Source organism: Pseudomonas sp. TMB3-21 (assembly GCF_054898145.1).
Map to the genome: position 1 here is coordinate 5,319,893 of NZ_CM142718.1, position 13,614 is coordinate 5,333,506.

Consider the following 13,614-nt stretch of genomic DNA (forward strand, 5'->3'; position numbering starts at 1 on the left):
AGTTCGTCATTAACGAAGTTACTCGCCCTCACCGCCAGCTAGCAAGCGCCCATGCCCAACTGCATCAACGCCAGCCCGCCCTGCTGCCAGCCCCACCACGCCAGCGCCAGCAGCAAAACGCCGCCCGCTCCAACGGCGACTTGTGGCCAGAGACTGTTCATACCGCCGTCACCTGTGTTTGCAGGCGCGCCACCGGCCGCTCGCGTACCGGCCAGTTCAGCGCCGCGGCCAACACACTCAAGAGAATCGCTACCTGCCAGATCAAGTCGTAACTCCCGGTTCGGTCATACACCACCCCGCCCAACCAGCCGCCGAGGAACGAGCCGAGTTGGTGGAACAGGAAAACAATGCCACCCAGCATGGACAGGTTTCGCACGCCGAACAAGGTCGCCACGGTGCCGTTGGTCAATGGCACTGTCGACAGCCACAGGAAACCCATCGCCATGCCGAACAAGTACGCAGACGTGGTGGTGACCGGAGCCCAGAGAAACAACCCGATCACTACGGCCCGCAACAAATACAACCCGGTCAGCAGGCGCGGCTTCGACATGCGCCCGCCCAGCCAGCCGGCCGTGTACGTGCCGAAGATGTTAAACAGACCGATCAGCGCCAGCACCGTAGTGCCGACGGTGGCAGGCAGATGCTGATCGACCAGGTAGGCCGGCAAATGCACGCCAATGAACACGACCTGAAAACCGCAGACAAAAAAGCCGAACGCCAGCAGCCAGAATCCCGAGTGCGAGCACGCTTCGCGCAGTGCCTCGGAAAGAGTCTGCTCGTGCCCGAGCAGCGGCAAAGGCTTGTCCTTGAGCATGCTCACCAGCGGCACAATCAGCGCCACCAGCAGACCCAGCACCAACAATGCTGCCGACCAGCCGAGCCAGCCGATCAGCCCCAGCGTGCCGGGCAGCATGGCGAACTGGCCGAAGGAACCGGCAGCGCTCGCGATGCCCATGCCCATGCTGCGTTTCTCCGGCGGCACGGCGCGACCGACGACGCCGAGGATTACCGAAAAGGACGTGCCGGACAGGCCGATGCCGATCAACAGGCCGGCGCTCAGGGACAAGGTCACGGCTGAATCGGAGAGGCCCATGCAGACCAGGCCCACTGCGTAGAGGACACCGCCGATCAGCACCACTTTCGCCGCGCCGAAGCGGTCGGCCAAGGCGCCGGTAAACGGCTGCGCCAAACCCCAGATCAGGTTTTGCAAGGCGATGGCGAACGCAAATGTCTCGCGTCCCCAGCCGAACTCAGCGCTCATCGGCGCGAGAAAAAGCCCAAAGCCGTGGCGCACGCCCAAGGACAGCGCCAGAATCAGCGCACTCCCCAACAGTACCCAACCGCACGTACGCCACATCGATGTCATTATTATTCTCCGCTAGCGGGTATATACCCGCTTAAGATCGAGAAAAACCGGCTTCAGGCCAGTTCATCCAACAGTTGCAGCAGGATTTCGCGTTTTTCAGTGCCTAGACGATCGACTAACCGTTGCTGCGCCGCTTCCCACGCCGGCAACGCGGCTTTGAGACGCTCGGCGCCGGTGTCGGTCAATTTGACGATGCGGTTGCGCATGTCATCGCCTTCGACCAACAACACCAGCCCCTCGCCCTCCAACACGCGCAAATTGCGTCCAAGCGTGCTGCGATCCAGGCCCATGGCCTCGGCCAGGGTGGAAATACTCGGCTGATCAAGACGCTGCAGATTGCACAGCAGAGAATACTGGGCAACGTTGATTCCGAAGCCGTCGAGAGCGCCGTCATAGTGCCTGCTGACGCCACGAGCGGCGCGACGCAGGTTGATGCATAAACATTGGGATTCGAGCATGGTGCGTGTATATACCCGCGAAAGGATAAAAGCAAATATTTAGATACATCTCACCCTTGGAGCGAGGCTTGCTTGCGAAGAACGATGGCATGGTTTCCACTGCAAGACCGAGGCGCCTGCTTCGCGAGCAAGCTTGCTCCTACGGGAATAGTGCAACGCTGACCAGCAGGGTCATTTCCAGTAATTCCAGTAGCGCTCCAGCAGTATCGCCGGTGGTGCCGCCCAGTCGCCGAATCATCAGCTGACGCAGCCAGGCGAACAGCAGCGCCGCTACAACGAGGGCGATAAAGCCGTCGAGGCCTGCAAAGACAACGCAAGCCACTGCGCAAATCAGCAACACCTGCTTAGCAGCCGTGCGCGGCAAATGATCGGCCAATGCCTGTCCCAATCCTCCGGGGCGAACGTAAGGCGTCGTCAGAAATAACGCCAGCAAGGAAGCACGCCCCAGCAGCGGAACAATAATCAGAAAAACGCTGTTGTGCTGTTCGATCAACGCCAGCAACGCGGCGAACTTGAGCAGCAGTACCAGCACCAGCGTCACGACGGCAATCGGTCCGCTGCGCGGATCTTTCATGATCGTCAGCGTGCGCTCCCGATCACCAAAACCACCGAGCCAGGCATCGGCGCTGTCGGCCAGACCATCCAGGTGCAGGGCGCCGCTGAGCATCACCCAAACCGTCAGCAATAATGCGGCGTGAAGCAGTAATGGCGCGCCGAGCAACTGTTCGTTGAAGACCCACAGGATGACACCAAACAGCAGCCCTACCAGCGGGTAAAACAGCAGCGAGCGGCCCAATTCCTGCGGGGACGGCATGCCCGGCAGACGAATCGGCAGGCTGCCGAGAAATTGCAGGGCGATCCAGAATGGCAGCATGCTCAGCTCACTTCCTTCAACAAACCCGCGGATTCGACCGACAGGGAAAACATCGCCCCGTGGCCCACTGCGACATTGAGCAATTGCTCACGTGGCAATCCGCGCGCCTGTGCCAGCAATAAACGCATCACTCCGCCATGACTGATCAGCAGCAGCCGCTCGCCGGCATAAGCCGCGTGCAGACGCTCGACAGCGGCCAGCACGCGACTTGAGAAATCCGCGACTCGCTCACCTTGAGGCGGTGTGAAGGCATAAGGATCCGCCCAGAATGAGCCCAACGCGTCGGCATCGGTCTCCATCAACGCCGCCGCGCTCTGCCCTTCCCATGCGCCGAAATGCAGCTCTTGCAGATCTTTCTCCAGCTGCACCGGCAGATCCAACTGCGCGCCCAACGCTTCAGCGAACCGCGCGCAACGTTGCAACGGTGAGCTGATCAAGCGATTCCAGGGGCCCTGCTCAACCACCGCGGCGCGCATTTGCGCCCAGCCCTTATCGGTCAGCGCGTCATCGAGACTGCCGCGCAGACCACCGCCGAGTTCGGTTTCACCGTGGCGCAAGAAGTCCAGGCGCAAGGTCATGCCGATCGATCCGCAACGGCAGCTTCAGCGAAGGTCGCCATTTGGCCATGCAGGTCGCACGCCAGACGCAGCAGCGGCACGGCCAGCGCGGCACCGCTGCCCTCGCCCAGACGCAGGCCGAGATCGAGCAACGGCTCGGCACCCAGCGTTTCGAGCACATGACGATGGCCCGGCTCGGCGCCGCAATGCCCGAACAGCAGCCAAGCGCGGCATTCAGGATTCAAGCGCACCGCGACCAGGGCGGCAACACTGCAAATGAAACCGTCCACCAACACCGCAACACCTTGCTGCGCACATGCCAGATAGGCGCCGACCAGTGCCGCGATTTCAAAGCCACCGAGGTTGAACAGCGTCTGCAAGGCATCGCTGTGTTGCGCACCGTGCAGCGTCAACGCGCGCTCGATGACCTGCGTTTTGTGGCTGACGCCGGCTGCGTTCAGGCCCGTGCCCGGCCCGGTCAGATGCACCACGGGGGAGTCCAGCAACGCGTAAGCCAATGCACTCGCCGCGGTGGTATTGCCGATGCCCATCTCGCCGCCGATGAACAACTGACTGCCCGCCGCCACTGCGCGCAACACGCTGTCACGCCCGGCCTGCAAGGCGAGTTCGCCCTGAGCAACTGTCATCGCCGGGCCATGGACGAAATTGGCGGTGCCGGGGCCGATGTTGAGGTGACGCACGCCTGGCAAATTCAGTGCCGGGTTGACGGTACCCAGATCGACCACTTCCAGCGACGCGCCGAGTTGCCGCGCCAGCACACTGATCGCCGCCCCGCCGGTGACGAAGTTGTGCAGCATTTGCCCGGTGACTTCCTGCGGAAATGCCGACACGCCTTCAGCCACCACGCCGTGATCGCCGGCAAAAATGGCGATCCACAGCTGATCAACGCTGGGCTTTACCTGGCCTTGCATCCCGGCCAATTGCACCGCTACCGTTTCCAGTCGACCGAGCGAACCGGCCGGTTTGGTCAGCTGTTGCTGGCGCGCCTGGGCCTGCTCGACGATGGCAGCGTTGATCGGCTGGCACGGGTTCAGCCACCAGGATTGGGTCATAAAGCACTTCCTTTCAGAGTCAGGGGTAGACCGGCGACGGTCAGGACGACGCGTTGGCAGCGTTCGGCCAGGGCTTGATGCAGCCAACCGGCCTCATCGACGTAGCGGCGAGTCAGCTCACCCAACGGCACGACGCCCATGCCGGTTTCGTTGCTGACAAAAATGATTTCACCCGGCAGTGATGCCAGGCAGTCCAGCAAGGCCTCGCGCTCGGCGGTCAGGCGATCATTGTCTACGAGCATCAGCAGATTGGTCAGCCACAGCGTGAGGCAGTCGATCAGCAGACACCGATCGGCGCCGGCGTTTTCGCGCAGGACGCGGGCCAATTCGACGGGCTCTTCGATCAGCAACCATTCGGCCGGGCGACGGGCACGGTGATGGGCGATACGCTCGTTCATCTCGCCATCGAGCGGTTGGCTGGTGGCGAGATAAATGACCTTGAGCCCGGTGTCTGTTGCGAGGGTTTCCGCCAGGCGACTTTTGCCGGAGCGGGCGCCGCCGAGGATCAGTTGGAGCATGGTTTATTCCTTGAAATCTTCGAAGACGGTAAATGCCTCATCGCCAGCAGGCTGGCTCCCACAGGTTTTGCACCGTTCACACTATTGAATCCAACACGAAACTTGTGGGAGCCAGCCTTCGAAGACGGTGAATGCCTCATCGCCAGCAGGCTGGCTCCCACAGGTTTTGCGCCGTTCACACAATTCAATTCAACACGAAACTTGTGGGAGCCAGCCTGCTGGCGATGGCATTCTGGAAAGCACCTCAAATCCCACACAGCTCCCGCAGCAGCCGGGTATCCAGATGCTGTTCCACCAGATCCGCCAATCGCTCGATATCGCGCTCGCGCAGAGCGTGGTAATCGACCTCCTGCACGTCCTGCAAGCCGGCCCAGCGCAACAGCGCGCTGCACGCCTGCGGCGATTCGAACAGCCCATGCAAGTACGTACCAAAAATCTGCCCGTCGGCACTTTGCGCGCCATCGCAACGGCCATCGTCCAGCTGCACGGCGGCATTCTCCAGCGCCGGCCCGGTCGTGACGCCGGCATGAATTTCATAGCCACTGACCGGCGCATCTTCCAGCGCCAGACGCCCGCGCACATTGCGTAATTGTTTTTCTTGCTCGAGTCGGGTTTCGAACGCCAGCAAACCCAAACCGGCACTCGAACCCGGCGCGCCCTCCAGTCCCAGCGGGTCGTGCACCTGCAGGCCAAGCATTTGCAGACCGCCGCAAATCCCCAGCAATTTTCCGCCGTAGCGCAAGTGACGGGCGATCGCGGTTTCCCAGCCGTTGGCGCGCAAAAAAGCGAGGTCACTGCGCACGCTCTTCGAGCCGGGCAGAATAATCAGGTCGGCGGATGGAATCGCCTGACCGGGGCCGACGAATTGCAGATCGACTTGCGGATGCAGGCGCAGCGGATCGAAATCGGTGTGGTTGCTGATGCGCGGCAGCACCGGCACCACGACTTTGAGAACGTGCTCGACCTTGCCGGTCTGGCGCTGATCAATGCCATCCTCGGCTTCCAGATGCAGGTCCATCACGTAGGGCAAGACGCCAATCACCGGTTTGCCGGTGCGCGCTTCAAGCCAGTCGAGACCTGGCTGCAGCAGCGCGATGTCGCCGCGAAAACGGTTGATGATGAAGCCTTTGACCCGCGCCTGTTCGCTTGTCGACAGCAGCTCCAGCGTGCCGACCAGATGGGCAAAAACGCCGCCACGGTTAATGTCGGCGATCAGGACCACAGGGCAATCCACCGCTTCAGCAAAACCCATGTTGGCGATGTCACCAGCGCGCAGGTTGATTTCCGCCGGCGAGCCTGCGCCTTCGACCATCACCACTGGATAGGCTGCGCTCAGCCGTTCATGGGACGCCAGCACCGCTTGCATGGCGATGGTTTTGTAGTCGTGATAAGCGACCGCGTTCATCGTCGTGACCGCGCGACCATGAATGATCACTTGCGCGCCGGTGTCACTGTTGGGCTTGAGCAGCACCGGGTTCATGTCGGTGTGCGGCGGCAAAAAAGCCGCCTGCGCCTGCACTGCTTGCGCGCGACCGATCTCGCCACCGTCTGCGGTCACGGCACTGTTGAGTGCCATGTTCTGCGGCTTGAACGGCACCACCCGCACGCCTTGGCGCGTGACCCAGCGACACAATGCCGTCACCAGTGTGCTTTTGCCGGCATCGGAAGTGGTGCCCTGCACCATCAACGTGGTCATCGGGTTTCCTTGTTGAACGCCATAAATGCTTGCTCAAGGCGCTGCCAATCGCAATCGTCAGCGGGCAGACCAAAACGGACGCTGCTGCTGTGGATGAACAGTCGCAAGAGAATGCCGCGCCGGGCCATGAAGTCGTGCAGCTGCTCGGCACGGTCGGTGACCACCCATTGAAATAACGCGCAGCCGCCCTGCGCAGGGAAGCCGGATTTTTCCAGCAACTGCCGCAACCGCTCACTGGCTTCTTCGGTGCGCAGGCGTTGGCGTGCGTGGCCGTCGGTGTCGAGCAGACAGGCCTGACCGATGACGCGAGTGGGCCCGCTGACGGCCCAGGGCCCCACCTGTTCGGCGAGCAATCTGAGCAATTTGCGTTCAGCCAGCACAAAGCCCAGACGCACCCCGGCCAAGCCGAAAAACTTGCCGAACGAACGCAGCACGATCAAACCGACCAAATGGGCAAAAGGCGCCAGGCTCAACTGCGGCGTGTTGTCCATGAACGCTTCGTCGACGACCAGCCAGCCACCGCGTTGCGCCATTTTTGTGTGCCAGCCGAGCAGTCGGCTCGGAGGCAGGCTCAAACCGGTGGGATTATTCGGGTTGACCACCACCAGTACGTCGAGGTTATCGATATAGAAATCGACTTCCTGCTCCAGCACCTCACGCACGATGTAACCGCTGCGGCGCCAGGCTTCGGCATGTTCGGCGTAGCACGGCGACAACACACCGACCTTGCCGACGCGGCGCAAGCGCGGGAGCAATTGAATCGCCATCTGTGAGCCGGCCACCGGCAGCAAGTGTGCGGCGCCGTAATAGTCGCAAGCTGCCTGCTCCAGGCCATCGTCGATTTCCGGCAAGCGTGCCCACGCGCGCAGGGGAATTTCCGGGACAGGAAAAGGCCAGGGCGCGAGCCCGCTCGAGAGGTCCAGCCACTCGCCTTCGGCGATGCCGTATTCGAGCGCGGCCTGGCGCAAGCGTCCACCGTGTTCAAGCATAAAATTCAGCTCCGACGCAGAGAATCAGCAGCCATAACCATACCCCGCGCTGGACCAATTGCCAGCCACGATCAATCGAATCGGCGTCCGCCAGCACGCCTTCGCCCAGTTGCGGGCGCTGATGCAACTCACCGTGATAAATCGCCGCCCCGCCCAGTTCGACCCCCAATGCACCGGCGCCTGCGGCCATCACCGGACCGGCATTCGGACTGTCCCACTGCGGCGCTTGGGTGCGCCAGCATTTCAGCGCGAGTCGGGTTTTACCCAGCAGTGCGTAGGTCAACGCCACCAGGCGGGCAGGAATGTAGTTGAGCACGTCGTCGATCTTCGCGGCCGCCCAGCCGAAGCGCTCGAAGCGTTCGTTGCGATAACCCCACATCGCATCAAGCGTATTGCTCAAGCGATACAGCACCACGCCGGGTGCACCGGCCACGGCAAACCAGAACAGTGCGGCGAACACCGCGTCGCTGCCATTTTCCAGGACCGACTCGGTGGCGGCGCGGGCGACTTCGGTTTTATCCAGCTCGCTGGTCTGGCGGCTGACCAGATAACCGACCCGCCTGCGCGCTTCATCGAGGTCATCGCTGCGCAACGCTTTCGCGACCGGCTCGACATGCTCACCAAGGCTGCGCATGCCGAGCGCGCAATACAGCAGCGCAATTTCGATCATCCAGCCGATGTAAGGCGCCCAGGAAAACGCCGTGGCCAGCAACGTCAGCGGCACCACTGCGATCACCCACGCGGTAACGCCATGACTGCGCCAGCCGCGACCTTCACCGTTGAAACGGCGCTCGATGCGATCGGCAAAACGGCCGAACGCCACCAGCGGATGCCAGCGTTTCGGTTCGCCCAGCAGCGCATCCAGCGCAACCGCGGCGACACTCAATAACGCCACACTCATTGCCCCACTCCCCAATAATTTTCATAGAGCATTTCGCTCAGCGGACGCGCTTGCGCCCAGCCTTCGAGTACCAGCATCGGCGCCGGATAGAATGCCTCGACCGGGCCCAGGCAAATCACCGCCAGCGGTTTCGCGCCGGCCGGCATGCCCAGCAGATCCGCCAGTGCCTGCGGCTCGAACAAGGACACCCAGCCCATGCCCAACCCTTCGGCACGGGACGCCAGCCACAGGTTCTGGATTGCGCAGGACAGCGAGGCCATGTCCATTTCCGGCAGCGTGCGACGGCCGAATATGTGTCGCTCGCGGTCGTCCATCAGCGCCGCGACCAGTACTTCGGCGCAGTCATTAATACCTTCGACTTTGAGTTTCATGAAGTCGTCGCTGCGCTCGCCGAGGGCTTCGGCGGTGCGGATGCGCTCTGCTTCTACCAGTTGGCGGATCTCACCGCGCAACGCTTTATCGCTGATGCGGATGAAGCGCCAGGGCTGCATCAGGCCGACGCTTGGCGCGTGATGAGCGGCTTCGAGCAGGCGTTGCAGGAGTTCGGGCTCGACGGTGCCGCCGGTGAAATGGCGCATGTCGCGGCGTTCGGCGATGGCTTTGTAGACGGCCTCGCGCTCTGCCTGAGTGAAGGCGTTGTCGCTCATGGCCCCTTCGCGAGCAGGCTCGCTCCTACAGTGGAACGAGTTTCTTCAGGCAACATATCTTCAACTGTGAGAGCGAGCCTGCTCGCGAAGGCGTCCTTAAGGTCGGGCGCGAACAACGCGGCAGCCGCTGAAAGATTCGACGGAAAATAAAAGTGCACGTACGAAGCCGTCATTCGCCCTTCGCGGTACACCGCCTCCGCCCCGCGCCCGCCATTGGGGCTCAGCCCGCGGGCAATCGGCTCAAGTTCGGTGGAGGTCAGCGAGTGATGGTAGGTGTGGCCACGCAAGAGGCCTTCCGGCAGCTCGACCGCTTGCAAGGCCAGCGCGGCGAGGCGCTTTTGCATCACCGCATCGCCGCGCAGTAACCCGACCAGTTCAGCGCGAGTGCCTTCGACATCGGTCAGCGAGTCGAGCAGATACAACATGCCGCCACATTCGGCCAGCAGCGGTTTGCCCGCCGCGTGATGGGCGCGAATGGCCTCCAGCATCGAGGTGTTCTGCGACAACGCTACATGGTGCAATTCCGGGTAGCCACCGGGCAGATAAAGGCTGTCCGCTTCGGGCAGATCGGCATCTCGGATCGGCGAGAAAAACAGCAGCTCGGCGCCCATGGCCCGCAGCACATCCAGGCTTGCACCGTAGGTGAACGCAAACGCTTCGTCATGCGCCACCGCAATCCGCACGCCGGCCAGCAATGGCTCGACAGCGATAACGTCTGGCGCGGCGAATTCCACCAGCGGTGGCAGCGCCACTTCGCAACTGCTGGCCAGCGCGTTGGCCGCCGCATCGAGGCGCACATCGAGATCGTTCAATTCACTGGCCTGGACCAGGCCGAGATGGCGACTTGGCAATTCGATCCCGGTCTCGCGGGACAAAGCGCCGTACCAGCGCAAACCTTCGGTCAGACTGCCTTCCAGCAATTGCGCGTGACGCAGGGTGCCGACGCGATTGGCCAGGACGCCGGCGAACGGCAGATCCGGCTGGTATTTCGCCAGCCCTAACGCCAGGGCACCGAAGGTCTGCGCCATCGCCGTGCCGTCAATGACGGCGAGCACCGGCACACCAAAGTGTCGCGCCAGGTCGGCGCTGGACGGCGTACCGTCGAATAGCCCCATGACGCCTTCGATCAGAATCAGGTCGGCTTCGGCGGCGGCTTCCCACAACAGTCGGCGACTTTCTTGCTCGCCAACCATCCACATGTCCAATTGATACACCGGCGCGCCGCTGGCGCGTTCGAGAATCATCGGGTCGAGAAAGTCCGGTCCGCATTTGAACACGCGTACCGTGCGCCCCTGATTGCGGTGCAACCGGGCCAGCGCGGCGGTGACGGTGGTCTTGCCTTGGCCGGAAGCCGGCGCGGCAATCAATACCGCCGGGCAATGACGTGGCTGGTTCACAGCTCTACGCCTTTTTGCGCTTTGATCCCGGCCTGGAAAGCATGTTTGATCACACCCATTTCAGTGACGGTGTCGGCCAGTTCGATCATCTCCGGTTTTGCACCCCGACCGGTGACCACTACGTGTTGCATCGGTGGTCGCGCTTGCAGGTCGCTGAGCACCTGATCGAGATCGAGGTAGCCATGCTTCAGCGCGATGTTCAATTCGTCGAGCACCACCAGGCCAATCGACGGATCGCGCAGCAGTTCGCAAGAGACTTCCCACGCGGCTTCGGCGGCGGCGATGTCCCGCTGGCGGTCCTGGGTTTCCCAAGTGAAGCCCTCGCCCATCACATGAAAGCGGACCTGTTCCGGGAAGCGCCGGAAGAACATTTCCTCACCGGTACAGTTGCGCCCCTTGATGAACTGCACCACGCCGCACTGCATGCCGTGGCCCATCGACCGTGCGAGCATGCCGAACGCCGAACTGCTTTTGCCTTTGCCATTGCCGGTCAGCACCAGCAGCAGGCCGCATTCGTTGGGGGAATTGGCGATGCGTTCGTCGATCACGGCTTTTTTGCGCAACATGCGCGCCAGATGACGTTCGTCACGATCAGGGTAATCGGTCATGGGGGAGCTCTCCGTTGAGACTGGATAACGGCGGGCAGACACAAGAATAGACGGCAAAAAGCCTGGCATCGCCCACCGTGATGCCGTTGGATGAATCAGGCCGGTCTCCGGGCTCATGAGCGGCGTTCGCCTGACTGCGCGCCTTCCCATGTCGACAATCGACACAGTGGCTCAAGACGCAGTGTTTACTCATTTACCGTTGCGGGGGCAGCGCCGGGATTGTGGCTTCCCATGTACTGGAAGAGCGCACTCACCGGTTTCCCTGTTTCACCCTGTCGGCCACGGCCACAGAGCACCTGAAACAAGCGGCGAAGGTTAGAGGGTTGGGGGTGGAGCGTCAATTGAAGCCGGGAGGCAGCGGGGTAAATAACTTACGTCGATCCATTTGCTGTCGCCGATCTTGTGCCACACTTCAAGCAGTGATATCAAAGAGCCACATCTGCCACATTACAATAACAAGGGTGAGCCACATGCAAGGCATGATCATCAGCAATCCAAAGCTGGAATTCCTGCGCCCGGCGCTCGAACGCTGGTTCGATTGCATCGACCGTTTCAACGCCGTGCGCGGCGATAACGAAACGCCTTACTGGCATGACGAAAAAGCCAACCTCAGCGTGCTCTCGGCCGCTGCGTGGATGGCGGAAATGGTCACGCTGCAGCAAACACCGACCCGCAAACAGAATGAAGAAGGTGAACGCAACGCTCGCGCCGACTTGCTGATTGCCACCAGCGAAGAGCGTGCCTTCATTCAGGCCTCACAACGCTGGCCGAAGGTCAACAGCTTGAACCTGACACAGGCATTGGCCGATATCACCAGCGAGGCGAGGAAAATCAGCTACGCCAGCGATCTGAAACTCGGCTGCCTGTTCGTAGCGCCGCAAAAATCCCAGCACAGCGCCACCCCGGAAGAGCTCCAGGACATGGTCGACGATTTGCAGAAGGAACACACCTGCGCCGTCGCCTGGTATTTCCCGTACGCCTACCGCAAGTTGCACAATGAGGCCGGCAACTATCACCCCGGCATCGCCCTGCTCCTCAAGGAAGCGCGTGGCTGATCGGTTGAACCATCGCGGGTTTGCGCTTCTCTACTGATCAAGCCACTGCATTCATAGGGAAGATCAGCATGCGCAAGCCCCAACTCGCTCTCGTCATCGTACTCGCCGGAGGGCTTGCGGCCTGCGGCGAAACCTCCACGCTGCAGGTGTCCGATGGCACCGGGCCATCGCCAAAATTGCCGGAACCGAACAAGACCCTGATACCGACTGTGAACATCGCGCCCGCGATCGGGTGGCCCGAAGGAGCCAAACCGGTTCCGGCAGCGGGAACCCAAGTCGCGGCGTTTGCCGAAGGCCTGGATCACCCGCGCTGGCTCTACGTGCTGCCCAATGGCGACGTACTGGTGGCCGAAACCAATGCACCGTCCAAGCCTGACGACAGCAAAGGCATCAAAGGCTGGGTCACCGAGAAAGTCATGGGCCGCGCCGGTGCCGGCGTGCCCAGCGCGAATCGAATCTCTCTGTTGCGCGATGCCGATCACGATGGCGTTGCCGAAACACGCACGGTGTTTCTGGAAAACCTCAGCTCTCCTTTTGGCATGACGCTGGTTGGTACTGACCTGTACGTCGCGGACACGGATCGCTTGCTGCGTTTCCATTACGAAGCGGGCGAGACGGCGATCAAGTCGCAGCCGATCAAAATCGTCGATTTGCCGGGCGGCAAGTTGAATCATCACTGGACCAAGAATGTCATCGCCAGCAAGGACGGCAGCAAGTTGTACGTGACGGTGGGTTCCAACAGCAATGTCGGCGAGAACGGCATGGATCAGGAAGAAGGTCGCGCGGCGATTTGGGAAGTTGATCGGGCCACGGGCAACCATCGGATTTTCGCTTCCGGCATTCGCAATCCGAACGGTTTGGCCTGGGAGCCACAGAGCGGCGCGTTGTGGACGGCGGTGAATGAGCGGGATGAGATCGGCAGCGATCTGGTCCCGGATTACATCACTTCGGTGAAGGACGGAGGATTCTACGGCTGGCCTTATAGCTATTACGGCCAGCATGTGGATGTGCGCGTGACACCGCAGAATCCTGATTTAGTGGCCAAGGCGATCGCCCCGGATTATGCGGTTGGCCCGCATACAGCTTCGCTGGGTTTGACGTTTGCAGAGGGCAACGAGCTGCCGGCGCAGTTCAAGGAAGGCGCTTTCATCGGTCAGCATGGTTCTTGGAACCGCAAGCCGCACAGTGGCTACAAGGTGATTTTCGTGCCGTTTGCTGCGGGCAAACCGACCGGGCAGCCAATTGATGTGCTGACCGGTTTTCTTAATGACGATGAGAAAGCCATGGGCCGGCCGGTGGGCGTAGTGGTGGATCAGCAGGGCGGGCTGTTGGTAGCGGATGATGTGGGGAATAAGGTTTGGCGGGTGTCGGCGGCCAAGTAACTCGGTGTGCGCCATAGCATAAAACCGTAGAAGCCTGCGTCCGGCTCGGGCCGCGATCAGACGCAGGCTGCGCCAGTTGTCACAGGTCATTCT

The 13,614-nt window shown here is 61.6% G+C and carries 15 protein-coding genes and 1 riboswitch; of the genes, 2 read left to right on the forward strand and 13 right to left on the reverse strand.

Going from position 1 to position 13,614, the window contains the following annotated elements:
* Nucleotides 1-38: 38 nt before the first annotated feature.
* The 13 genes from ACYZTS_RS24165 to cobO form a co-directional block, all read right to left on the reverse strand.
* The gene (locus tag ACYZTS_RS24165) at nucleotides 39-161 is read right to left on the reverse strand and encodes a hypothetical protein (protein WP_268871175.1); all 123 of its coding nucleotides are present in this window, start codon (nucleotides 159-161) and stop codon (nucleotides 39-41) included.
* Nucleotides 158-1,366 (reverse strand): MFS transporter, encoded by a 1,209-nt coding sequence (locus ACYZTS_RS24170; protein ID WP_028621658.1) that lies wholly within the window; start codon nucleotides 1,364-1,366, stop codon nucleotides 158-160. The genes ACYZTS_RS24165 and ACYZTS_RS24170 overlap by 4 nt, the downstream gene beginning before the upstream one ends.
* Before the next feature lie 53 nt (nucleotides 1,367-1,419).
* Entirely contained in the window at nucleotides 1,420-1,824 is a 405-nt protein-coding gene (locus tag ACYZTS_RS24175) for a MarR family winged helix-turn-helix transcriptional regulator (protein ID WP_028621659.1), read from the reverse strand.
* A gap of 139 nt (nucleotides 1,825-1,963) precedes the next feature.
* Nucleotides 1,964-2,698 carry an adenosylcobinamide-GDP ribazoletransferase gene (locus ACYZTS_RS24180; protein WP_461992589.1) on the reverse strand — a complete coding sequence of 245 codons (735 nt, stop codon included), beginning with the start codon at nucleotides 2,696-2,698 and terminating at the stop codon, nucleotides 1,964-1,966.
* 2 nt (nucleotides 2,699-2,700) lie between these two features.
* The gene (gene cobC / locus ACYZTS_RS24185) at nucleotides 2,701-3,276 is read right to left on the reverse strand and encodes an alpha-ribazole phosphatase family protein (protein ID WP_461992591.1); all 576 of its coding nucleotides are present in this window, start codon (nucleotides 3,274-3,276) and stop codon (nucleotides 2,701-2,703) included.
* Complete coding sequence (cobT, locus tag ACYZTS_RS24190) at nucleotides 3,273-4,328, reverse strand: nicotinate-nucleotide--dimethylbenzimidazole phosphoribosyltransferase (RefSeq protein WP_461992593.1); 1,056 nt, start codon at nucleotides 4,326-4,328, stop codon at nucleotides 3,273-3,275. Before cobT ends, cobC begins: the two co-directional genes overlap by 4 nt.
* Complete coding sequence (gene cobU, locus ACYZTS_RS24195; protein WP_461992595.1) at nucleotides 4,325-4,846, reverse strand: bifunctional adenosylcobinamide kinase/adenosylcobinamide-phosphate guanylyltransferase; 522 nt, start codon at nucleotides 4,844-4,846, stop codon at nucleotides 4,325-4,327. Before cobU ends, cobT begins: the two co-directional genes overlap by 4 nt.
* A gap of 244 nt (nucleotides 4,847-5,090) precedes the next feature.
* A complete protein-coding gene (locus ACYZTS_RS24200; RefSeq protein WP_028621664.1) occupies nucleotides 5,091-6,542 on the reverse strand; it encodes a cobyric acid synthase in 1,452 nt (483 codons plus the stop codon).
* The gene (gene cobD, locus ACYZTS_RS24205; RefSeq protein ID WP_461992598.1) at nucleotides 6,539-7,531 is read right to left on the reverse strand and encodes a threonine-phosphate decarboxylase CobD; all 993 of its coding nucleotides are present in this window, start codon (nucleotides 7,529-7,531) and stop codon (nucleotides 6,539-6,541) included. The genes ACYZTS_RS24200 and cobD overlap by 4 nt, the downstream gene beginning before the upstream one ends.
* Nucleotides 7,524-8,432 carry an adenosylcobinamide-phosphate synthase CbiB gene (gene cbiB, locus ACYZTS_RS24210; protein WP_028621666.1) on the reverse strand — a complete coding sequence of 303 codons (909 nt, stop codon included), beginning with the start codon at nucleotides 8,430-8,432 and terminating at the stop codon, nucleotides 7,524-7,526. The genes cobD and cbiB overlap by 8 nt, the downstream gene beginning before the upstream one ends.
* A complete protein-coding gene (gene bluB / locus ACYZTS_RS24215) occupies nucleotides 8,429-9,079 on the reverse strand; it encodes a 5,6-dimethylbenzimidazole synthase (protein ID WP_461992600.1) in 651 nt (216 codons plus the stop codon). Before bluB ends, cbiB begins: the two co-directional genes overlap by 4 nt.
* The gene (locus ACYZTS_RS24220; protein WP_461992602.1) at nucleotides 9,076-10,476 is read right to left on the reverse strand and encodes a cobyrinate a,c-diamide synthase; all 1,401 of its coding nucleotides are present in this window, start codon (nucleotides 10,474-10,476) and stop codon (nucleotides 9,076-9,078) included. Before ACYZTS_RS24220 ends, bluB begins: the two co-directional genes overlap by 4 nt.
* Nucleotides 10,473-11,084, reverse strand: coding sequence for a cob(I)yrinic acid a,c-diamide adenosyltransferase (gene cobO, locus ACYZTS_RS24225; RefSeq protein ID WP_461992604.1), 612 nt, complete (start codon nucleotides 11,082-11,084; stop codon nucleotides 10,473-10,475). The genes ACYZTS_RS24220 and cobO overlap by 4 nt, the downstream gene beginning before the upstream one ends.
* An 81-nt stretch (nucleotides 11,085-11,165) precedes the next feature.
* Nucleotides 11,166-11,399: riboswitch (cobalamin riboswitch) on the reverse strand.
* 155 nt (nucleotides 11,400-11,554) lie between these two features.
* On the opposite strand from cobO, the gene ACYZTS_RS24230 reads away from it, so the two are divergent.
* Nucleotides 11,555-12,139, forward strand: a complete 585-nt coding sequence (locus ACYZTS_RS24230) for a hypothetical protein (protein ID WP_461992606.1) — start codon at nucleotides 11,555-11,557, stop codon at nucleotides 12,137-12,139.
* A gap of 68 nt (nucleotides 12,140-12,207) precedes the next feature.
* A complete protein-coding gene (locus ACYZTS_RS24235; protein WP_461992608.1) occupies nucleotides 12,208-13,521 on the forward strand; it encodes a PQQ-dependent sugar dehydrogenase in 1,314 nt (437 codons plus the stop codon).
* The last annotated feature ends 93 nt before the right edge of the window (nucleotides 13,522-13,614 follow it).

Coding starts and splice junctions, on each gene's coding strand:
- ACYZTS_RS24235 (WP_461992608.1), top strand. CDS start 12,208: ATGCGCAAGCCCCAACTCGCTCTCGTCATCGTACTCGCCGGAGGGCTT.
- ACYZTS_RS24230 (WP_461992606.1), top strand. CDS start 11,555: ATGCAAGGCATGATCATCAGCAATCCAAAGCTGGAATTCCTGCGCCCG.
- ACYZTS_RS24180 (WP_461992589.1), bottom strand. CDS start 2,698: ATGCTGCCATTCTGGATCGCCCTGCAATTTCTCGGCAGCCTGCCGATT.
- ACYZTS_RS24175 (WP_028621659.1), bottom strand. CDS start 1,824: ATGCTCGAATCCCAATGTTTATGCATCAACCTGCGTCGCGCCGCTCGT.
- cobT (WP_461992593.1), bottom strand. CDS start 4,328: ATGACCCAATCCTGGTGGCTGAACCCGTGCCAGCCGATCAACGCTGCC.
- cbiB (WP_028621666.1), bottom strand. CDS start 8,432: ATGAGTGTGGCGTTATTGAGTGTCGCCGCGGTTGCGCTGGATGCGCTG.
- cobU (WP_461992595.1), bottom strand. CDS start 4,846: ATGCTCCAACTGATCCTCGGCGGCGCCCGCTCCGGCAAAAGTCGCCTG.
- cobO (WP_461992604.1), bottom strand. CDS start 11,084: ATGACCGATTACCCTGATCGTGACGAACGTCATCTGGCGCGCATGTTG.
- bluB (WP_461992600.1), bottom strand. CDS start 9,079: ATGAGCGACAACGCCTTCACTCAGGCAGAGCGCGAGGCCGTCTACAAA.
- ACYZTS_RS24165 (WP_268871175.1), bottom strand. CDS start 161: ATGAACAGTCTCTGGCCACAAGTCGCCGTTGGAGCGGGCGGCGTTTTG.
- ACYZTS_RS24170 (WP_028621658.1), bottom strand. CDS start 1,366: ATGACATCGATGTGGCGTACGTGCGGTTGGGTACTGTTGGGGAGTGCG.
- ACYZTS_RS24200 (WP_028621664.1), bottom strand. CDS start 6,542: ATGACCACGTTGATGGTGCAGGGCACCACTTCCGATGCCGGCAAAAGC.
- cobC (WP_461992591.1), bottom strand. CDS start 3,276: ATGACCTTGCGCCTGGACTTCTTGCGCCACGGTGAAACCGAACTCGGC.
- cobD (WP_461992598.1), bottom strand. CDS start 7,531: ATGCTTGAACACGGTGGACGCTTGCGCCAGGCCGCGCTCGAATACGGC.